Raw genomic sequence first — 20,919 nt, forward strand, 5'->3', positions numbered from 1 at the left:
AATTATCAAATTCTGTCCAAAACTATCTATCATTAAGTGAATGGAAACAAACTATTGCTCAATGGGAAGCAAATGTAATAAGAGTGAATAGGAATAAGGGGTTTCCTCCCCAAATGTATTAAGTTTTAATATACTTCTAAGGTAACGTGAAACATACGTTTTCCTTGGGAGTTTTTATTTTGTGGTTGAGATCAGTGCACTGGTTTTTTCGCGCTCATAGATATTACGGTGAACCGTATCATAAAAAGGGCAACGAAACCCGCGCCAAGTGTGTACCTTTTCATTCACTTTGCCACCTGCATTCCGACTTTAAAGCCGGATGCAGTTTTTTATTTTTCATACCGATAAAACTGATACATCCCCCCCATAGGTCCTGGTCTAAGCATTGAATTTGGCAGTAAACAGTGTTAATCTGAGGTGCGGCAGACTTCGTATTTATGTTCTGCAGTACCGCTAATAAACTCCATTTCAGCTACCAAGAAAGGTAACACAATGATCAAAGTTGAACATTTATCCTTCTCGTTCCCGCAAAAAGAACTATATACCGGCATTTCGTTCACACTCGAAGAAGGGCAGCACTGTGCCTTTATTGGAACAAGCGGCAGCGGGAAAAGCACCCTGATCGAGATCCTGATGGACCCGGAAAAGCATTTGTTCGACGGCAAGCTGGAGATCGATCCGAACTGCCGAATCGGATACGTCAGTCAGTTCTCGCAGGTGGACCCGGCGAAAGATATGACCGTTTTTGAATATATTAGTGAAGAATTTACCAAGATCCAAGAGAAGCTCAACGCGATTTATGCCGAAATGGCGACGACATCGGATATGGATTCGCTGATGGAGGAATATCAACTCACTTTGGACGCGTTGGAATCGCTGGGCGGGGACGATTTCGAGAGCCTTATTCATAAGAAGCTGAATCTGGCCAATCTCGCGAAGTTAAAAGACGTTAGCGTAACCTCCTTAAGTGGCGGGGAGTTCAAACTCATTCAAGTCATGAAGGAAATGCTGACGAATCCGGACTTGATGATCATGGATGAGCCCGATGTATTTTTGGACTTCGAAAACCTGAATTCGCTCAAAAAATTGATCAACTCCCACAAGGGCATGCTGCTGGTCGTTACGCACAACCGCTATCTTCTAAACCATTGCTTCAACAAAATCATTCACCTGGAAAATACGGAAATCCAAGAGTTTGACGGAGGCTATATCGAATATCATTTCTCGCTGCTTCAGACCAAAATCGAACTGCAGGAGATCGCCGTCGCTGAAGCAGAAGAGATCGAGCGATACGATCACATCATCGACAATCTTAGAGAGATCGCGACGAATGTGGCGGACGCGTCCAGAGGCCGCGCGCTCAAAGCCCGGGTCAAGTACCAGGAAAGATTGGAAGCGCGCCGGATCAAAGCTCCATTCGTCGATATTAAGCAGCCGGACATTGGCTTCGGCATGGGGCCGGATTTGGAAGATGCGGTTGTCATAAAAGTCGAAGATTACAGTGCGGCGTTCGACGAGCTGCTGTTGGAAAACGTAAACTTCGAGATCAAATCCACGGATAAAGTCGCGATCATCGGTCCGAACGGCACCGGGAAAACGACTTTGCTGCGGGACATTTTCCGAAACAATCAGGAGTCGATCGAAGTCCATACGGATGCGAAAGTGGCTTACTTATCTCAGGTTCAAGGCGAAACGCTGCAAGATTCGAATACGATCCTGCATGAATTCATCGACGCCGGATTCAAGACTTATGACGAGGTCAGAGCGTATCTGGCGAACTACGGCTTCGAAGGAGAGATTCTTGAGCAGAAGATAGAATCGTTGTCCGGCGGAGAAAAAAACATGCTCCAATTGGCTAAAGTCGCGGCCAGTCAAGCCAATCTGCTGCTGCTTGACGAACCGACGAGCCATTTGGACCTCTATACACAGATTGCGCTGGAAAAAGCGATCATCGACTATAAAGGTGCGATCGTTATGGTTTCGCACGATTTCTATTCCGTCGTAAACGGGATGGATTATGTGCTGATCGTTGATCATAAGACTATTCGAAAAATGAGTATGCGAAAATTCAGACAGATGATCTACGCCAGTCATTTTGATAAAGACTACTTGGAAATTGAACAAAAGAAAAAGTCGGTCGAAATGCAAATCGAATCGGCTTTGAAGGATACGGATTTTGAAACCGCAAAAGGATTGGTCGACGAGCTGGAAGGCTTGATCAAGCAGCTGTCTGCGCTCTAGCATCTGCCACAGCCCGAACCTCTACCCATTGTTCCGGAAATGCCAGGTAGGTCACCCCGATCATGCTCCCCGCCGGCCGATGCTCCCCGACGAACTTTTTGAACAGTTCGATCGCGGTTTCCGCGTGCTCCTGCGCATTCGTCAGATACAGCTCCACGTAAGCCAAATTATGCTTCGTTGCTCCGAACTCTTGTAACACGGCATCTAAATTCTCCAGTGTCTGCGTCATCTGTGCCCGAATGTCGCCTGTTCCAACGAACTCGCCCTCCGTGTTATGGGAGAACTGTCCCGAGATATACAGCGTGTTATCGACAAGGTAACCCTGCGAAATCCCGTGATCCCAGAGATTATGGTTGTACGTTCGAATGGTCGTCATTGCTTTAGCCCCTTTACTTTAAAGTAAGGCTCGTATAGGCTGGGCGAAAATAAAGGGATAGTACGCACAAAGAAGTGGGCTACTATCCGAGTAGAAAGGAGCACAATCCTATGGAAGTAACTGCCCAAGAAGTAGCGGAATGGATGGTCAAGGAAATCAGGTCTACGGGAACGCTATACCAGACCGATGCGATTGAATATGTGAAGGCTCAATTTGGCGAACAATTTGTGTTCGTGAATGAGAATGGAAATACATCGCTGTCTAAAGAGGTGAAGAAGGCTTTCCGCAAACTCCACGGCGGCAAAATTGCTTGGGACCGCGACGGATTCTTTTGGGCTTGGACCTAAGCACGCGACCTTCCAACAACTCTATCCTATGTGCTCATTTTTAGCTTTGGATGGGCATAATAGATTCATGCTGTGTGAAAGGAAGGAGCTGCTCTGTCTCGTGCAGCTCAAGGTACTTTGCGGCGTCTTTCCCCAAACACACTCCGTATAAAAAATCGGCAGGCTGCCAAGGATTCCGGACACGGATCACTGGCGGCCTGCCGTATTGCTTTAATTAACCTCTGCTATCCCAGCCGCTGCCGGCCCGTTCCGCAATTCAGGGCAGGCGCCGCAGCAAAATCAGCCGGCTGTCATAGTCGCCCGACAGCGGCATCGGCAAGCCGATGTTCATCAGGGTGGAGCCGTGCCAGACGGATGCCTCAGTATCAGAGGCGGCAGAGACGTCGGTGGCATCGGCTGCGGCTTCCGGAGAGAATGTCACCATGTAGCGGGCGTCAGGCTCCAGTCCCTGCAGCGGCAAACGTTTCTCCGCGTAGCCGAAATACTGAGCCTGCTGGAAGGCAAACACGGCAATCTCCTCCCCGCCCCGGCCGACGTATTCCCATGCCGCTAAGTCGCCGCTGCGGAAGGATGCTGTCCGGTAGAGGTCTCCCCCGGCGATCAAATGACGGATCCGCTTGTATTGCTCCACGTACCGCGCGGCCTCGGCCAACTCCTCCTCCGGCCAGTTGCCGATGTTGGCCCCGACGCCCAGTCCGCCCAACATGGCGCTGTGAAAGCGGAACGACAGCGGCAGGCGCCGCCCGTTCATACCGTGCGGCGATTCCGTCACCCAGCACATCATCACGGACGGGCTGTAGACGTAAGAGAAGCCCTCCTGAATCGTCAGCCGGTCACGTGCGTCGGTATTGTCGCTGATCCAGGCCTGATCGGCATACCGCAGGATGCCGAGGTCAATCCGCGCCCCTCCGCCCGCGCAGGTCTCAAACTCCACCTGCGGGAATCTGCGCCTCAGTTCCGCCCAAATCTCGTACAGATGCTGGACATGCTTAATCCATACGGAGTTTGTCTCACGATCCTCCAAAGACGTTGTTCCTGGTTCTGTAACCGTCCGGTTCATATCCCATTTAATGAAGGAAATCTCGTATCGGCTTAGCAGCTCCGTCATGAAGTCAAGCACAAACGCCTTGACTTCGGGAAGCCCCAAATTGAGCATCAGCTGGTTGCGAAGCAAAGTTCCCTCGCGTCCGGAGAATTGATAAACCCATTCGGGATGCTGCCGGTAAAGGTCGCTGTCCGGATTGACCGACTCGGGCTCAACCCACAGGCCGAAATCCATACCGAGCTGTTTAACCTCGTCGATCAATTCCTCCAGCCCGTTCGGGAATTTCTGCGGATTGACCCGCCAGTCTCCGAGCCCCGCCTTGTCGCTGCTGCGCCCGCCGAACCAACCGTCATCCACTACAAACCGTTCCGCGCCAAGCTGCGCGGCACGTTTGGCCAGCTTGATCTGCTCCTGGACATTCACGGCAAATTCCGTGGCTTCCCAGGAGTTGTACAGCACCTTTCTGACCCGGGTGCCGGGCAGGATCACATCGCTTTGATACCTGTGCAGGTTCCGGCTCATCTCTCCAAAGCCCCCGGCGGTAAATCCGCCGGTAAACACCGGCGCCGTAAAGCTTTGGCCGGGCTGCAGAACAAAAGCACCGTCAAAATCGTTGATCCCGCCGACGACGCGGAGATGCCCAAAGATAGATTTTTCCAGGACGAGCTTCCAGTTACCGCTCCAGCCAAGCGCGCCGAACCAAACCTTGCCGCCCGTTTCCGACGCCGTTCCGTCGTCGACCGCAAACCAGGGATTGGCGTGCGGCCCCGTGAAGCCCTGTCTGGACTCCAGCACTTTTTTGCCTTCCGAAAGCGGCTGCGTTCTGAGCTGGTATTCCCCCGCCCACCGGCCGGCCACATGCGTCAGCCGCGCCGACGGCATCGCCGGAACCGACCACGCGGCCGACATGATCTGATCGATGCGCACGGGCTGCTCCTCGTCGTTGTAGACCGTCACTTCCCTTTCGATCAGGTCATGCTCTCCGCTCACCCGGTAGCCGATCTCGGCCCGCAGCCGGTAATCGGCGTCTGCAAGCCGCACGATCAGGCGGTCGTCCGCCAAAATATCGTGCCCTGAATACCGCAGCTTCAAATCGCGAACCCCGCCCGCAAACTTCACCTTCAGGCAGGGTTCGGCGTAATGGCTGCCGCCCCAGCCGCCGTACTCCTCCTTGTCGCGGTTCACCTCCGCGTCAAAGGAAGAATGCAGCCACGGCTTCAGCAGGGGGGCGCACTCCCTGGCCGCAACCGGCTCCCCCCAATACAGATGCTGCACCGTACCCCCGCTGCCGATGCCAAACACATAAGAAGTACGGTTCGTGCGGATTTCAAATATTTGTTCCTCGGCAAAATAAGTAATGGCCACCTGAGAATCCCTCCGTTTTTTTGTCAGTCAGAGTCAACCGGTCAGCCTTTGACGGCGCCGGCCGCAATGCCCTTGACAATAAATCTTTGCATGATCAGGAAAAAAACGATAACCGGGATCATCCCCATCACGGCGTAGGCAAACGCCAGGTTGAGATCGCTGCTGTATTGACCGAAGAAGAAGTACTGCTGCAGCGGAATCGTGCGATAATGGTTATCCTGCAAATAAAGCAGCGGCAGCAGAAAATCATTCCAGATATATAAAGCGTTCAGCACGATTACGGTCGCCGTCACCGGTTTCAGCAGCGGGATGATGATGCGGATAAAAATGCCCGGCGTAGTGCAGCCGTCGATCTTCGCCGCCTCCTCGATCTCCCGGGAAATCTGGCGAATAAAAGCGGTATAGAACAACACCCCGGTCTGGATGCCGAAGCCGCCGTAGATCAAGATGATCCCCCAATGCGTATCCAGCATATGGAGCGTTTTGCCCAGCTTGTACAAAGGCAGCATCGTCACTTGAAACGGAATCATCATGCCGGACAGGAACAGCATGAACAGAATATTGTAAAAAGGCTTGTTCCGCCGGGCAATCGCGTATCCAGCCAGCGCGGAGACCAACACGATCAAAGCGACGGACAACACGGTGATGATCAAGCTGTTCATGATGGCCAGCGGAAATTTGGAGGTTTCCCAGGCATGGGCAAAGTTGGCGAAATTCAGGCTGGACGGCAGCGCGTAAAAGCTGTCAAACGTCTGCTTCGCGGTTTTCAGCGACATCAGCAGGGCCACGTAGAGCGGAAACAGGAATACCAGCGCCAGCAGCGAAAAAACGGCTAACACGGCAGCTTTGTTTGATTTCATCACATTTCCACTTCCCGTCTTCTTGAAATGGACATCTGCACGATGGTCACGATAACCAGGATCAGGAAAAACATCATCGAAAGCGCCATCCCGTACCCGCCTTTAAACGAGGAGAACGAGGTCCGGTAAATATAGGTGGACATCACATCGGTAGCAAAGCCGGGACCGCCACCGGTGGTGACGAACACCAGGTCGAACACCTTCAGCGAGCCGGTAAGCACCAGCAGCAGATTGATTGTCACCGACGGAGCCAACAGCGGCAGGGTCACGTGCAGGAAGGTCTTCCAGGAGCCGGCCCCGTCGATCCGGGCGCTTTCACTCAATTCGCCGGGAATGCCCTGCAAGCCGGCGATGTAAATGATCATCGGCGAGCCTACACCCTGCCACAAGGCGATTAGGATCAGCCCGAACAATGCGGTGTCCGGATTGCCCAGCGGACTGGACGCGTCGATGCCGAAATGGCTCAGCAGATTCGGAATGCCCGTGCTGTAGTTGTAGCTCCAGACAAATCCGGCCAGTACGATGGAAATGACGCTGGGCAGGAAAAAGATCGTACGGAACAGATTGCGCAGCGGCAAAAAAGAGTCCAGCACCAGCGCCAGCAAAAGCGACAGCACGTTGACCAGCACGGTTAAAATAAGGGCATATTTGAACGTGTGCCATAAGGCGCCCCAGAAATCGGGGTCATGGAAAGCAGCCACGTAATTGTCAAACCCAACATTGCCAAACGAATTGGACACGCCGTCCCAATTGGTGAAGGAATAGCGGGCGCCCATTATCAGCGGAATGATGACTGCCATCACAAACAAGCAGATGCCCGGCAGCATAAACAGGAGATACCACATTTCGTTTCGTGCGGTTCGTATCAAGTTTTCCATAGGCTTATCCTCTCCCCATGAAAAAGGCACAGGCTCTTGCCCGTGCCTTTCTCCGGTCATCTCTATTTTTATTTGTGATTTTTGCTCACCCAAGCGTCCATATCGGCGATCATTTTATCCTCGGTCGTCTTCTTGAAGAACAGATTCTGCAGGTTTTGGTCGAATTGAGCCCGCCAGTCGATTGTGGTTTTAGCCAAAAAGAGCTGGGAGTCATAGGTTTGCGCGTTATCGAAATAAGGCTGCAAATCTTTGAGCGCCGGAGCGATATCGGTCGATGTGCCCTTCACGTAGCTGAGCGACTTGATGTTTTGAACCCAGGCGTCCCCGCCTTCCTTGCTGGACATGAACTCCAGGAATTTAAGGGCGGCTTCTTTATGTTTGGTGTTGCTGCCGATCGCCAGGGAAGCGTCCGCGTTGAAATCAAGCTTGTTCAGGCTTTCGTCGTTGCTGAACGGATAAGGGAAGTACCCGAGATCGTTGTTGTACAGATCGGGATTTTTCTTTTCGATATCCGGCAGCGGCCAGGTGCCCATGTACATCATGCCGACGTCGCCTTTGGCAAACAGGTCGACGGCCCCATTGTAATCGACGCCAAGCTGGTCCTTGTTGCCGAGCTCAAACAGCTTCAAAGCGTGATCCAACGTCGTTTTCACAGCCGGATTGTCGGCGAATTTTGCCTGGCCGGTTTCGATTTTATCGAAGAAGTCCGGCTGGCCGGCCACCAGAGCGGTGTTGCTCGGCAAATCGCGGGTGTCCCACATCGTCAGCGTCCAGCCGTCTTTCCAGCCCAAAGCGAACGGCGTTTTGCCGGCGGCTTTGATCTTCTCCGCTGCGGCGATCATGGCGTCCCAGGTTCTTGGCACTTCGATGCCAAGATCGCGGAAGATTTTTTTGTTATAGAAGACGGCAATCGGATTGGCGTTAAGCGGCATAATGTAGTTCTTACCGTCCGTTGCTTGCCCTTTTACCACATTTTCGTCAAAGTTGTTCAGGAACGGTTGACCGGTCAGGTCCATCAAATAACCGCCGTCCGCAAACAGTTGAGTGTTAAATCCGGCGTTCAGCGTAAACACGTCGATAATGTCGCCGCCCGCCAGCTTCGTTTTCAGCAGCGTGTAGTAATCGTCATATTTAACGGGCTGAACCTCAACCTTGATGTTCGGATTTTCCTTCTCGAACTGCTCGACGATTTGGTTGATTTGATCAGTGAAATCGCTTTTAAAATGCATGAATTTAATCGTTACGGGTTTGCCGCTCGTGTCTTCCGAAGCGCTTGCGTTGCCCGAGGCGTTCGTGTTGCCCGAGGCGTTGGCGGAGCCTGCCGAGTTACCTGACGACGATCCGTTATTGCTTCCGCATGCGGCAAGCAGGAAGCTGAACAAGGCGATGCAAAGTCCCAGCGACATCAACTTCTTCATTATTTTTGTTTCCCCCTTCGATCTTGTGCTTAAGCAGAAGGCCGGGTACCATCAGCCCGCCGCTTCTGTTTCTATCGTACCGGTCAATCCCGGGCAGGGTAATAAAATAAATTGGCGGGTTCATGTTCAATTTTTTGTGTTTGCCCCAGATCCCAAATGTGCTTCCCGGTACTCCGAGGGGGTGAAGCCGATGCTTTTCTTGAACACCTGGCTGAAATAACGCTGGTTCTCGTACCCCACCAGCTCGGAGATGTCGCTGATTCTCCGGTCGGAGGAAACGAGCAGCTCGCAGGCCTTTTCGATCCGTTTTCTCGTCACATATTCAATAAAATTCTCGTTGGTGGCCATTTTAAACAGCTTGCTCAAATAGCTTGGGTCCATATGAAACCGGGTCGCAACGTCGATCAGGCTGACATCCTCAAAATAATGGACCTCCAAATAGCGGACGACGCCGTCGATCAAACCGGCCGACTCCGGCTCTCGGCGGGTTTCCCCGTAAGCCTGAATTGCCGAAATCCATGGTTTGAGCAGCGCATAAACCGCCCCTTCGTCCAGCACCGCGGCGATAGCCTGCGGATCAAATACGGGCGGGAAAGCGGCATCCGCCCCTTTCAGCTCCGACAGCGCAGCCTCCATAATTTTGGACAGCTCCGCCTGAATCCGGGCAATGGTAACGGCCGGGCCAGCTCCCACCCTGTTCATGTAGTCCTCCAGCAAACGGCGGCTTTCCTTCGCATTGCCGCCGGCAAAAGCCTGCCGGATAGCCTGCAGATCGAACGAATTTAAAGCCCCGGCCCCGCCGCTTTTATCCGTCCCTTCATGTGCGCCAGGAGCCTCGTCCGCCAATGCGATCGTCAGCCCCACTCCCTTCAGAGCCTGAGCTGTAATCGCCTGGTTCGCTTCGCGGTAAGCCTCCGGCAGTCCGGCCAAGTCGCGGGCCGCGCCGCTGACGCCGGCCAGCACATCCAGCTTCAGCATCCGCTGCATCGCCTGCTGGAAGTCGGCCAGCCACTTGTCCAGCCGCCTGTTCTCCCGCAGTTCTTCCGGTACGATCAGACAGATGCGCTGCCGGTCATCCGATTTGTAGACCAGCGCCGCCTCGTCCTGCAGAAGCTCATGCAGAATATTTTCAATGCTGAACATCAGCAGGTCGGCATTGCCGTGAAACTTCGTACGGGCCGCCTCCCCAAACCGGCGGAACCTCATGACGACAAGGCGGTAGTCCGTCATTTCGCCGATTTGCAGCTCTTTAGCCTGGAAAGCGATATCGCTTTTGTTGACAATCCGCTGTCCGGTTACATTTTGCAAAAAAACGCTCCGCTTCAGTTGGCCGATCTCCCGGCTCTCCTTCCGCTGCTGTTGAAGGGTCATGTATTTGCGGCTCTGCTCCATCGCCTTGATCAAGGAGGTCCGAAGCTCCGGCAGAGCCACTGGCTTCAGCAGGTAGTCGCAAGCCTGATATTTGATGGCGGCCTGTAAATATTCGAATTGTGAGTATCCGCTGATGACAATGGTAAAAATGTGGCCGTACCGCTCGTGAAGCGCTTTCAGAAAATGCAGTCCGTTCATGACCGGCATGTTCATGTCGGTCACGACAATATGCGGTTTGCCGAGCTCGATCAGCTCCAGTGCTTCTTCGCCATGCCGGGCTTCAGCGATAACCTCCACATCCAGGGACAACTCGCCGATCATTTTGCAAATCGCCTTGCGGCCCAAAGCTTCGTCATCTACAACCATCACTTTATACATGGCTTTCCCCCCGCTGTTTGTTTGGAATAAGGACGGTCACCGTCGTTCCCTCTCCGGGACGGCTGTCCACCTTCAAGCCGTAGGGTGGACCGTAATATAAGGTCAGTCGCTCATGCACATTTTTTAAGCCGACCGACCGGCCCGAAAAAATGCCCGCTGACGGGCTTTGCAAAGCAAGCTGCAGTTCGGCCAGCTTCTCTGCTTCCATGCCCGGGCCATTGTCCCGGATCGTGATCCGGATATCGTCTTCGTCCCTGGCCGCCTTCACGCCGATGGTGACCGGATGATCGTCGTCTTTGCCCAGGGCGTGCACGATCACATTTTCCAGAATCGGCTGCAGTACAAACCGGATGATCGCACTGTCCATCAGCTCCGGCTCAACCTGAAATTCCGTCTGCAGCAAATCCTCGAACCGAAACTGCTGGATGTACAAATAGTTGTTCAAATGCGCCATTTCCTGGCCGATCGTGGACTCCATATTCCCCTCATAAAAGCTGTAGCGGAACATATCCCCCAGAGCCCGGCACATTTCATGGATTTCATAATCGCCGGTCAGCACGGCCTTGCCGCCTATCGTCTGCAGCGTATTGTACAGAAAATGCGGGTTGATCTGCATTTGCAGGGCCAGAAACTGCGCCTCTTTGTTCCGAAGCTGCAGCTCGTACTCCTGCTCGATCAGCTCCCGGATCGTCCCGGTCATGAAATTGAAATTTGCGGTCAGCTCGGAGAGGTCGTCCTTCCAGCCGTTTGGCTTGAGCGTGACATGGAAATTGCCGCTGCGGACAGCGCGCATCGCTTTGCCGAGATAGCGGATCGGTTTGGTAATGAACTGCTGGGACAGCAGGGAGAAGAAGGATATGACCAAAATGACCAGCAGCAGTACGATCACCGTGATGCGCAGCGTGGTTTGCCGGTTCTTGGCCAATTCCGTACTCGGATAAACGATGCTGAGCCCGATGTTGGAATGATCCAGCAGGGAGCTGCTGACCAGCAGGTTTTGACCGTCCGTAAAATGCAGCTTATGTTCATTGCTGTCGTCCAGCACGGAAGGAGGGACGAAGGGCGCGATCCATTCTTTGTAATCATCATTCGTCCGGTAAAATACCTCGCTTTGATCATTTTGCAGAACGATTGCGTTGGGCGGGCGGTTGTATTTTTCCATAGCCTTGGCGAAATCCTTGCCTTGTATATAAAACACAAGCGTGCCGAATTTTTTCTTGTAAAAAGGATCGTATATCGTCAGCGCGTACACAAAAAGATCCTGCCGCAAAGCGGGATCCTTGTAAGTAAACATCAGGGAATGCTGAAACGGCAGATCCAGAATCTCCTCATAATGCGGAACCTGCCCGTCCAGCTTGATCGCGTCGTAGCTGTCGGCCCGCGTCCAGCTGTCCCGCAGCGTATTGTCCTTGCCGAGCACCATGATCTTGATGATGTCCGCGTTCTGGCTGACCACCAGCCGATAGTAGCTGGCCAGCGATTCCCTGACGTCGATGATATTGGCGTCGTTGTAATTGGTGCCGTTCTCCATCAGATCGATCACCCGCTTAAAACCATAGACCTGCAGGGCCGACATGGAAAAGCTGCGGAAATACTGATCCAGATAATCCGATAAATAACCGGCGTTCTGATCGGAGCTGCGGACCATCGTCCGTTCCAGGGAGCGGGTGCTGGACTGATAGAACAAAAAAGACAAAATAAGCAGGGGAACCAACGAGATCAGCACCGTGCTCCATGTGATTTTGGTCCGGATACTCCGGTTCATGAACAACCGTTTGATCATCTGGGGTTCCTCCTGCTAGGTTTGTGCGTTTACAAGCCATGGTATTTTGCCATTGTATCACACAACGCATCTCCTTAAGGCCATATTGTCATCCACACAACACGACAAACCGGCAGGACGGTTACCGTCCGCCCGGACTCCGGGTTGAATCGGCATCCGGCCTTTGGAACCGCTAACCGCTGTCAGGCGGCTCTTTGCCGGCGCCCATCGCAGTTTGCTGTTAATCGCACATCCGCAAGTGAATCATGGATACTTCCCTACCCTTACTTTATCCCCGCCGCCCCGGAAATCCAATTGACTAAATGCGGTGTATGATGGATTATATTCTTATTTATCATCACAGCTATTCGTATATTCGGAATTTTAGGTTATAAGGGTTAGTTGTCGGTCAAATTCTTATACAATAATTTATTGATATGCGTGCACACGTATAATGGGTTCAGGCGGTGAGATATTGCTGCTCTTAAAGTTTTCTTTGAGCTTTATAAGTAAGCAACCTGCCGTGTTAAAATAGAGAGGAAATCGTATTAACTTCAGAGAGCAGGGTCGCTTAAATGACAAGCAGCAATGAACAACGTTACCGATTCAGTGAGGCGCCGATATGGGATATTCAGCGCCGATATTATGAGGAACTAGGAACGAAGGCTTGGAACAATGACCAAGTTCCTCAATATATAACGAGTAATCCGATGATCGCTGCCGCCTACGCGGAGGTCATCTTTGGCTTTCTTCAAGATCGGGTGAATAAAGGAAATGGCTCCGAACCCGTTGTTATTGTGGAGCTTGGAGCAGGAGCGGGCCGTTTTGCTTATCATTTGTTGGATGAGTTGTGCCGGCTTAGAGACTACGCGGGGATTGAATTGCCTCCATTCCGCTACGTGATGACGGATTTGGCGCTTAACAATGTACTGGCGTGGAAGGAGCATCCCGCTCTGCAAGCTTTTATTGCCGAGGGATTACTGGATTTTGCGAGGTACGATGCCGCCCATGATACCGTGCTAAATCTCGTCGTATCAGGTACCACGATCAGTGAAGGGGATTTAAAGCAACCGTTAATTATCGTTGCGAACTATTTTTTTGACGGCATTCCGCAAGAGTTGATTTATGTTGGCGACGGAAAAATTTATGAGGCGGACGTTTATGTCCAAGGTCTCGAACCTATGGATTCGCTAAAACCATCAGAATGGTTGGAACGAATAAATTTACGTTATGAGCACCGGCGGGCACCCGAGTACGAACAAGAAACGTATCCTTACCGTGATGTGATTTCGATCTATCAGGAGCACCTGGAAGACTCGCACATTTTGTTCCCTGCTGCCGGATTAACTTGTTTAGAGCGATTGAATCTTTTATCGCAGGCAGGATTCGTATTGATAACGGCCGACAAAGGGGATCACTTGCTGGATCAATGGAAATTCGCGGAGCCGCCGGAGTTGATCTTGCATGGAAGCTTTTCTTTGACGGCCAACTATCATGCGATTCAATATTTCTTTGAGCAAAGGGGAGCCCTGGCGTTATTTCCCCCGCATCATTATAAAAATATCAATGTCGGCTGTATTCTCCATTTGGACAAACCAATGGAATATGTTAATTCGAGGTTAGCTTACCGTCGCTGTATGGAACGTTTTGGTCCGGACGATTTTTTTAATATGAAGGTATGGATAGATCGCCATGTAGAGAGCATGGGAATGCCGGAATTATTAAGCTTTTGGCGTCTGGGCGGATATGATGCGGAGTTCTTCATTCAGAGCGCGAAGCGGATATCCAATTTGCTGCCGGATGCAAACGACGATGAAAAGCAGGACCTGCTCAGGGGCATTCAGAAGATGTGGTCATCGTACTACGTCATGGAACAGCGTTATGACCTCGCGCTTGACGCCGGATTGCTTCTGTTTGAGATGGAAATGTACGAACAATCCAAACGGTATTTGGAAATATCGGTAAAGCAAGACCCTGATGAGGTCGTATCGACCGTATATTATTGTCTGGCCATTTGTTGTTTCGAGTTAGAGATCGAAGAGGATGCGTGGACGTATGTCAGAAAATTGCTGGAACTTGAGCCGGATCATGAAGAGGCTTTGGCCTTGATGAGCCAATTCGATAGCAACATATAGGCATACCAGTTGCCTTCAGCAGAGAAAAGAGGGTTATACTCTACTTGAAATGTGAAGCTTGACTTCAACTAAGATTTAAGTCCTATAATGAACCTGATGTATCGTATCAAATGATCTAAGGCGTTATGGAGAATGCTAACGATTGTTTCGTTAAATGATTACGTGTGTGTATCCAAATAAAAAACGAAAAGGGGTTCATTCACTATGAAAGCACTTGTCACGGGCGCAAATAAAGGAATTGGTTTCGAAATCGCTCGAAGTCTTGGGAAACGTGGTTATGATATTCTTGTTGGGGCGCGTGATGAAGCCCGTGGACGGGCAGCAGTCGAAAAACTTGTCGCAGAAGACCTACAAGCGGCGTTCATCAAGATTGATTTGAATGATTTAGACAGCTTGCGCGAAGCGGCTAAAAGGGTTGACTCGCTCGATATTTTGGTCAATAATGCTGGAATTCCTGATAGTGCCAAGCCTGGGCGTGCGCCGCTCGACATCGCCAAACCTACCATGGACTATACAACTGAGGATCTGCGCACGACGATGGAAACGAATTTTCTAGGCACCCATGAACTCATAAAAAATCTGCTGCCATCTCTGACAGACAGCGCAAAAATTGTCAACATCACCGTCCCCATTTCGCCGACCGACTTTTGGCACCCGCTTGCTTACATTACGAGCAAAGCAGCACTTAATGTGATGACACTGACCTTCGCTTACGAGTTCGAAAAAATGGGCAGCCACCGCCAGATTTTCGGCATCATGCCTGGCGCTGTCGCAACCGACTTGAACGGCATGGAGGCTGGTGGACACGGCGGATTCGTCAAGTCTCCCGAAGCTGCTGGAGAGCTGAGTACCGACATTATTGTGTCTGGTAAGAATCAAAATGGGCAAATCATTCAGTACGATGGTAAGATCGTTACCGATTATGAGATTCAGCTGAGAGGCTAGAAACATCAAAATTCTGTTATTGATATGGCTTCGGACGTTCCTTTAGGGTACCCTTTCTCGGGTGCTCTAAAGCGCCTTGCCAAACCTATCTGTACGCTGGAAAGGAACCTAACAGTCCAGACCTAAAAGTCGGCTAGATACTATAGCGGGAGTTTGAATGATCTAAATATAAAACGCGCTTAAACCAGAGACGGCCCAACGCTGATTGAGTAGGGCTGTTTTTTTAGGGTTGTCTTTTTGTTGACAAGGAAGCAATACCAAGATAAGATAACATTGTTTACTGGGAAACTAAACGTAATTTAACAAATCAATGGAAGTTCGTCGACGATTGAACGATGGACAAGTTTGGTTTCACCGCCGGACGGGTCTGCCTATCTAATCACGCAATCTACAGTCTTTTTTTATGGCTAATAGGAGAGTTTGAACATGAATATGGTTTCGATTATATTACAAACGCTGTTGATTCTTATGTTTCTAATGGCGAGTTTCGGGAAACTGAGGGGCGCTAAAACGCCCATTGAGGAATTCGAGAAATTGAGGTTGCCGCAATGGTTTCGTGTGATCACTGGTATCATTGAATTCGTTGCCGCAGCCGCTCTAATGATCGGTTATTGGGATGCAAGCTGGGTCGCAGCGGGTGCGCTTCTTATTGTATTTACGGCTGTCGGTGGAGTTTTGGCACAAGTGCGTATTAAAGATTCGTTTAAAAATATGATAATGATTATGGTAATCGGCGTGGCGGCCATTTTCATATTTTTGAACAATGTATCAGAACTCTTAAATTTTCCTGGGTTTAACTAGAGAGATCAAAGGGAAAGGGCCATTCCTCATTGGATGGCCTTTTAACTTGCTTCCTTTCCTAAAAATGAAGGTGACCTCTCGAAAAGGAGTCTTAATTGGCATAAGGGATTTACTATACAGTCCAATGAAGTGCCATCAGATTTTAGGGGGCCAACTTTGCCCTCACTCGCCAGACGAATATCATCGACCCTCCTGTGTGGTTATAAAATTTCGCCTGCATAAGCAGCTGCAAGCGAGGCTGCCTTAATAGTACGAATGTCCTTCAACGGCGGCAAGCCGAAGAAACGTTTGTATTCGCGGTTGAACTGCGTCAGACTCTCGTATCCGACCTCGAACGCAGTTGAAGTGACATCCATATCGTCGGCAAGCAAAATTCTGCGTGCTTCCTGAAGCCTGAGCTGCTTCTGATACTGGATTGGGCTCAGTGTCGTGACAGCTTTGAATTTGTGATGCAAAGTTGAGGGACTCATGCCGCCTGCGCGAGAAATCTCCTCAATGGTAAGGGGTTGCGCATAGTTTGCTTTGACATAACGAATCGCCTTACTGATGCCTGAGGCATCACGATGCAGCAGCATATTGTTGTAAAAGCGTGCGCCGCCCTCGTCGGTCAGCAGGCGGTAAATCAACTCGCGCTTGACGCTGGAGGCGAGAAAATCCGCTGCTTTGCTGTCGGCATCCAGTTTCAACAGACGTTCAAGCACCTGCAGCGCCTCAATCCCTGTTTTGCCGATAAATGCGCCTTCTGTCAGCCGGTTCTCGGCCCATACGTTAAGCTGGGCCTCCAGGGCAACGGATGCAATTTCGTCGGTTGTAAAGGAAATTCGGATCGCTATGTAGGGCGCTTCAGGCGAGGCCAGGGAGATTTGGCCCTTGATCGGCATATCGATGTTGGATGCGATATAATCCCCAGCCCCATAGCTGTAGATATGGTTGCGGACTATCAATGTTTTGTCACCCTGCACGACTACGCAGATGCCTGGATTGAAAAAGCCGTATTGCATCGTGGTCGGCTGATCTGCCTTCAGCAGTGAAACAAATGGAAGGCTGGTCTCGTAAATTCCACAAGGATAGGAATAGGCATTACAAAGGTGCAGCAGCCTCTTTAAAACATCGGAAAACTCCTCGGTAGGATGGGGCATAATCATCTTCCTCTCTATAAGCCGGCGTGACACGGCAGTCTTACGCTTTTTCTGTCCGATCTAGTGCATCGGAGTTTTAGGCAAAAATCAAGCACAATTTGACTATCTCCCCCATTATAGGCTCATTATAATGAAAGTCACAAGGCCGCTGAATAAAGGCCTTTCAGAGAACAATACAAACTCAATTGGGGAGAGGATTATGATGTCAAAGGTGTGGTTAATTACGGGGAGCGGTACCGGGCTCGGCCGAAAGATTACAGAAGCTGTACTAGCTAAAGGTGAACGTGTAGTCGCAACAGCCCGCAATATTGGGCAGCTTGATGATCTAGTGAACCAATACGGTGATCAGATCCGTGTCGCTGCTCTGGATGTAACTGATGAGGCAGCGGCACAGGCGGCAGTTCAACTGGCGCAGGATGCTTTTGGACGGCTTGATGTGCTGGTGAACAACGCAGGTTATGGTGACACTCGGCCTTTTGAGCAGGTGCCGTCTGAGGATTTCCGCCGACTGGTCGATACTTGCTTCTTTGGAGTTGTGAATCTCACTCGTGCGGCTATCCCTATCATGCGTGAACAACGCAGCGGCCATATCCTTCATATCTCTTCGGCCGGCGGGCGTTTCGCCACCGCTGGCAATGCGGCCTATCACGCATCTAAATGGGCTGTAGGCGGCTTTACCGAGTCAGTCGCAGCGGAGATCGCTCCGTTCGGGGTCAAGATGACCGCCCTTGAGCCAGGCGGCATGCGCACCAATTGGGGCAGACGTGCCTTTGACAATCGCCCTTCCATGCTGCCTGAATATCAAGCGTCAGTTGGCCAAGTCATGGATCAGCTTGAATCTTACTGGGGCAACGAGCCGGGCGATCCCGACAAAGTTGCGCAGGTTGTGCTTAAAGTTGCATACGCAGAGCATTTGCCCGCCCACATCCTGCTCGGGGGCGGGTCTGTTAATACGATCCGTCAGATCGAAGAGGTAAGGATGGCCGAGGCCGAACGTTGGTCAGCGGTCAGTGATTGGATTGATTTTGCTGCAGAAGGGTCAATGCCGACGTTGCCGGCATCTGGGAAATAGAGGTTTCAACCGAGTTATTCGGGAGGTTAAAGGGAAGGGGGATCTGAGCTTCGGCTCGGATCTTCTTTTTGTTGTGCCAGCTGCCGGACTGCGATACAGGTCTTTGTAGGTCACTTGTTAGATTAGGGAGTAATCCCGTACATTGCTCGATTGTGTATCAAAATGAGGGAATTGGAGAAATGATAATTCATGTTAAAACCTTTACCGTTAGTTAGGACGTGTATAGTTTGGAAAGTCGTTTGAACCCATATTTCGGATAAAAAGGTGGCTCTACCGTCTATGATGCGAATTTTCTTAATGGGTTTTTATGAAGACGAAGAGAAGGAAGAGAATCAACCGTCTGTACTCCTGCAGGATATCATAGGTCATTGGGCAGAAGGGGATATACGGGCGCTGGTTCAACGAGGCGTGATCAGGGGCTATGAGGATATGACCTTCCGTCCAGAATAGCCGATCACCCGAGCTGAGTTTGCCACTATACTAGTAAGGGCAATGGAACTCGAGGAATCCGAAGATAATATTTTTGTTGATACAGCCAATCACTGGTCCAGAGGTTGGATTACAACAGCGTACAAGCAAGGGCTCATTTACGGATATAGCGATTCCGTATTTGGACCGGATGATCTTCTTACAAGAACAGATGGCCGTTATGATTGATCGTGCCTTCTCATTGACACGCTCCAATAATTCGGCAATGTATACAGACCAAAATCAAGTATCTGTTTGGGCAGCGGCAGCGTTGGACAGATTTACCGCAACGGGTATCCTTTCGGGATATGGAGATGGAAGCATACGCCCGCAAGCTAATGCCACAAGAGCTGAAGTTGCGACCGTCCTATTGAGAGCTTTAAGTATAGCAGGGGAACAATAAGGAAAAGAGCTTGATTGTAATGGAAACATTAGAATCAAGCTCTTTTTCTATTCAGGGACTTAGCTTGTTTTCTCCTAGATCCCGTGTATTTTGGTCACTTCTTGTATAAACTAATCCCAAATTATTAAAGACAAGACGGTGACCTGCCATGTTAACGGTTTGGATGTTTCTGATTTTAGCAGCGCTATCTTTTTCTTCTATGTACGTCTTGATAAAGAAAATGAACGTTACAAACGTCTTGGGCAGTTATTTTTTTTCAAATGTGCTGATCACGAATACAGGTGTCATCATTAATTTGAATTTAAAATTAACCAAACAAGATCCATCAAGTCAGCTTATCTTTTGGACACAGAAAATTCCGGAGTTATCCCTCAAGCCGGCGTTACTTTTGTGGATGATTTATATTTTGTTTTCTAATCGGCCTATGATTAGTAAAGGGATTTATGCTCTCATTTGCTTAACCGTGCTGGTTTCCATTGAGTTATTTTTTGTTCATATTCAATATTTGCAATGGGTAAAATGGAATGTCTTTTACACCTATTTGAGATACGGTTTGATCCTTGTATTATTGGCTGTTTACTCCTTCTATTTAGAGAAACTGATTAATAAGAACAAAGAGGTAAACATGACATGATGTTACCCCTCCCACAGAAATTTGATATGAACGAAATATTTATTATCTGTTCAACGGTCCTTCTTTTTGCCTTAATGTTTATATGGCCTAGACGATTGTCTGCTGTCACCATCACGGTGATTTGGACCTTTAATGTCTTTCTTGCTTTGTTGGCCGACATCACCATTAGTGTAAAACCTTATGAACTTTATTTTACGATCGATCACAAAACGCATGAACTATTTGATGTTATATTGCACTTCGCTACTTATCCGGCTCTTCCTTACTTTGTAGTCAATTTTTATCAGTTTAACAAACCCAAAGGTCTGAAGTGTTTCCTTTATCTTATTTTATGGGCGGTGTTAGCGATCACAAGCGAATGGATTTCGGTGAAATTTCATGTGTTTACCTATACTGGTTGGAAGCTGTATCTATCCTTCCTGGTTTATTTGGTTGTATTTGCCGTCAACATTTGGCTTGCAGGTTTTATTGAAAGGAGACATCCTTACAAACGGACTTCAGTTGGTTAAGTAAGGAAGGGTCCTTTTTACGAACCCAACACTCCATACCTCCGCACGGCCAAACGCCGGAAATGTTTAGTCACAGCGACGGGCTGGCTGCCTTTCAGGAACCGATGATCGCCCACCCGCCAGGTGTGGGTGCTTTTATCTTTTCTGCGGATATAGACGTAGTTGTAGGGAGTAGTGGCGTATATAGGGTATCCTTTTCGGGTGCAATCTTGTAAAAACTTAACGTCCTCGCCAAGCGACAGATCGGAAAAGCGGACATGCTTGAGGACGTTTCTACGGAATAAAATAGTTCCGCCTTGAACGAATTTCACATATTTGTTCTTTTCGTGGGGAGACCTTACGATAAGCTTATTACTGGCGGACAGATAAACCAAACAGGCGTGTTTGCCGAGGACCGGGCTTTTTGTGCGCTGAAGCGCCTGGATCTGCTCCTTCAAATAGTACGGCGAATAATAATCGTCGTGGTCGAATTTGGTGATCACGGGATATTTGGCCCTGCAAATGCCGCAGTTTAAACATTGGCCCAGCGAGACCTCCTCCGGCACTTGGTAGACGGTGACATTCGGATAAGCGGCTGTTTTTTTTCGCCATTCCTTGATGCTCAGGTTATCCTTGTTCAGGATGATAATTAGTTCTTTACGCTTGTAGCGCTGATTGAGGTAATTATTCAAGATATTCATGAAAAAACCGGGCTGGTTCGTGCAAGTGATAATGGACACACCGGGTTTATTCAAGCTCTTCCCCTCCCTTAATTCCTTTCTTATAAGGAATT

The 20,919-nt window shown here is 50.0% G+C and carries 20 protein-coding genes and 1 pseudogene; 12 read left to right on the forward strand and 9 right to left on the reverse strand.

The genetic code is table 11. The features are described 5' to 3' along the window. The first annotated feature begins 492 nt into the window (after positions 1–492). Entirely contained in the window at positions 493–2,241 is a 1,749-nt protein-coding gene (locus CBE73_RS14590; RefSeq protein ID WP_094094821.1) for an ABC-F family ATP-binding cassette domain-containing protein, read from the forward strand. On the opposite strand, the gene CBE73_RS14595 is transcribed toward CBE73_RS14590, so the two are convergent. After that, positions 2,219–2,617 (reverse strand): RidA family protein, encoded by a 399-nt coding sequence (locus CBE73_RS14595; protein ID WP_094094822.1) that lies wholly within the window; start codon positions 2,615–2,617, stop codon positions 2,219–2,221. The two genes, CBE73_RS14590 and CBE73_RS14595, sit on opposite strands and share 23 nt — an antisense overlap. A gap of 110 nt (positions 2,618–2,727) precedes the next feature. Here CBE73_RS14595 and CBE73_RS14600 point away from each other — a divergent pair, with 110 nt between their 5' ends. Further along, entirely contained in the window at positions 2,728–2,964 is a 237-nt protein-coding gene (locus CBE73_RS14600; protein ID WP_094094823.1) for a DUF6953 family protein, read from the forward strand. 256 nt (positions 2,965–3,220) lie between these two features. Here CBE73_RS14600 and CBE73_RS14605 read toward each other — a convergent pair whose 3' ends face one another. The 6 genes from CBE73_RS14605 to CBE73_RS14630 form a co-directional block, all read right to left on the reverse strand. After that, complete coding sequence (locus CBE73_RS14605) at positions 3,221–5,374, reverse strand: alpha-galactosidase (protein ID WP_094094824.1); 2,154 nt, start codon at positions 5,372–5,374, stop codon at positions 3,221–3,223. Between the two features lie 41 nt (positions 5,375–5,415). Further along, positions 5,416–6,234 carry a carbohydrate ABC transporter permease gene (locus CBE73_RS14610; protein ID WP_229752612.1) on the reverse strand — a complete coding sequence of 273 codons (819 nt, stop codon included), beginning with the start codon at positions 6,232–6,234 and terminating at the stop codon, positions 5,416–5,418. After that, entirely contained in the window at positions 6,234–7,112 is an 879-nt protein-coding gene (locus CBE73_RS14615) for a carbohydrate ABC transporter permease (protein ID WP_094094825.1), read from the reverse strand. The genes CBE73_RS14610 and CBE73_RS14615 overlap by 1 nt, the downstream gene beginning before the upstream one ends. Before the next feature lie 68 nt (positions 7,113–7,180). Further along, on the reverse strand, positions 7,181–8,530 hold the full coding sequence (locus tag CBE73_RS14620) for an ABC transporter substrate-binding protein (protein WP_094094826.1): 1,350 nt from the start codon (positions 8,528–8,530) through the stop codon (positions 7,181–7,183). A gap of 126 nt (positions 8,531–8,656) precedes the next feature. Beyond that, positions 8,657–10,279 (reverse strand): response regulator, encoded by a 1,623-nt coding sequence (locus CBE73_RS14625; protein ID WP_094094827.1) that lies wholly within the window; start codon positions 10,277–10,279, stop codon positions 8,657–8,659. Next, complete coding sequence (locus CBE73_RS14630) at positions 10,272–12,062, reverse strand: sensor histidine kinase (protein ID WP_094094828.1); 1,791 nt, start codon at positions 12,060–12,062, stop codon at positions 10,272–10,274. The genes CBE73_RS14625 and CBE73_RS14630 overlap by 8 nt, the downstream gene beginning before the upstream one ends. Positions 12,063–12,616: 554 nt before the next feature. Between CBE73_RS14630 and CBE73_RS14635 the strand changes: the two genes are divergently transcribed. The 4 genes and pseudogenes from CBE73_RS14635 to CBE73_RS14650 all read left to right on the forward strand — a co-directional run. Next, positions 12,617–14,176 carry a hypothetical protein gene (locus CBE73_RS14635; protein ID WP_094094829.1) on the forward strand — a complete coding sequence of 520 codons (1,560 nt, stop codon included), beginning with the start codon at positions 12,617–12,619 and terminating at the stop codon, positions 14,174–14,176. A gap of 204 nt (positions 14,177–14,380) precedes the next feature. Then, on the forward strand, positions 14,381–15,121 hold the full coding sequence (locus tag CBE73_RS14640) for an SDR family NAD(P)-dependent oxidoreductase (protein ID WP_094094830.1): 741 nt from the start codon (positions 14,381–14,383) through the stop codon (positions 15,119–15,121). Positions 15,122–15,547: 426 nt separating this feature from the next. Further along, on the forward strand, positions 15,548–15,922 hold the full coding sequence (locus CBE73_RS14645; protein WP_094094831.1) for a DoxX family protein: 375 nt from the start codon (positions 15,548–15,550) through the stop codon (positions 15,920–15,922). A 99-nt stretch (positions 15,923–16,021) separates the two neighbouring features. Beyond that, positions 16,022–16,144 (forward strand): annotated as a pseudogene (locus CBE73_RS14650) (DUF3626 domain-containing protein); the annotation flags it as partial. Here CBE73_RS14650 and CBE73_RS14655 read toward each other — a convergent pair. Beyond that, positions 16,123–17,061, reverse strand: coding sequence for an AraC family transcriptional regulator (locus tag CBE73_RS14655; protein WP_174704736.1), 939 nt, complete (start codon positions 17,059–17,061; stop codon positions 16,123–16,125). The pseudogene CBE73_RS14650 and the gene CBE73_RS14655 sit on opposite strands and share 22 nt — an antisense overlap. A 211-nt stretch (positions 17,062–17,272) precedes the next feature. On the opposite strand from CBE73_RS14655, the gene CBE73_RS14660 reads away from it, so the two are divergent. The 6 genes from CBE73_RS14660 (at position 17,273) to CBE73_RS14685 (ending at position 20,147) form a co-directional block, all read left to right on the forward strand. Continuing rightward, positions 17,273–18,133 carry an SDR family NAD(P)-dependent oxidoreductase gene (locus CBE73_RS14660; protein WP_217349719.1) on the forward strand — a complete coding sequence of 287 codons (861 nt, stop codon included), beginning with the start codon at positions 17,273–17,275 and terminating at the stop codon, positions 18,131–18,133. A 297-nt stretch (positions 18,134–18,430) separates the two neighbouring features. Further along, complete coding sequence (locus CBE73_RS14665; protein WP_174704737.1) at positions 18,431–18,583, forward strand: S-layer homology domain-containing protein; 153 nt, start codon at positions 18,431–18,433, stop codon at positions 18,581–18,583. A 42-nt stretch (positions 18,584–18,625) separates the two neighbouring features. Beyond that, on the forward strand, positions 18,626–18,790 hold the full coding sequence (locus CBE73_RS22695; protein WP_094094836.1) for an S-layer homology domain-containing protein: 165 nt from the start codon (positions 18,626–18,628) through the stop codon (positions 18,788–18,790). 37 nt (positions 18,791–18,827) lie between these two features. Further along, positions 18,828–19,004: an S-layer homology domain-containing protein gene (locus CBE73_RS22700; protein ID WP_425320419.1), complete on the forward strand. Its 177-nt coding sequence runs from the start codon at positions 18,828–18,830 to the stop codon at positions 19,002–19,004. Between the two features lie 148 nt (positions 19,005–19,152). Then, positions 19,153–19,638 carry a hypothetical protein gene (locus CBE73_RS14680; protein ID WP_094094838.1) on the forward strand — a complete coding sequence of 162 codons (486 nt, stop codon included), beginning with the start codon at positions 19,153–19,155 and terminating at the stop codon, positions 19,636–19,638. 74 nt (positions 19,639–19,712) lie between these two features. Beyond that, positions 19,713–20,147: a hypothetical protein gene (locus CBE73_RS14685; protein ID WP_244905493.1), complete on the forward strand. Its 435-nt coding sequence runs from the start codon at positions 19,713–19,715 to the stop codon at positions 20,145–20,147. A 17-nt stretch (positions 20,148–20,164) separates the two neighbouring features. Here the strand turns inward: CBE73_RS14685 and CBE73_RS14690 are convergent, their stop codons facing one another. Then, on the reverse strand, positions 20,165–20,881 hold the full coding sequence (locus tag CBE73_RS14690) for a glycosyltransferase family 2 protein (RefSeq protein ID WP_229752610.1): 717 nt from the start codon (positions 20,879–20,881) through the stop codon (positions 20,165–20,167). Positions 20,882–20,919 lie beyond the last annotated feature (38 nt).

This window comes from Paenibacillus physcomitrellae (genome assembly GCF_002240225.1).
Taxonomy (GTDB): Bacteria; Bacillota; Bacilli; order Paenibacillales; family Paenibacillaceae; genus Fontibacillus; species Fontibacillus physcomitrellae.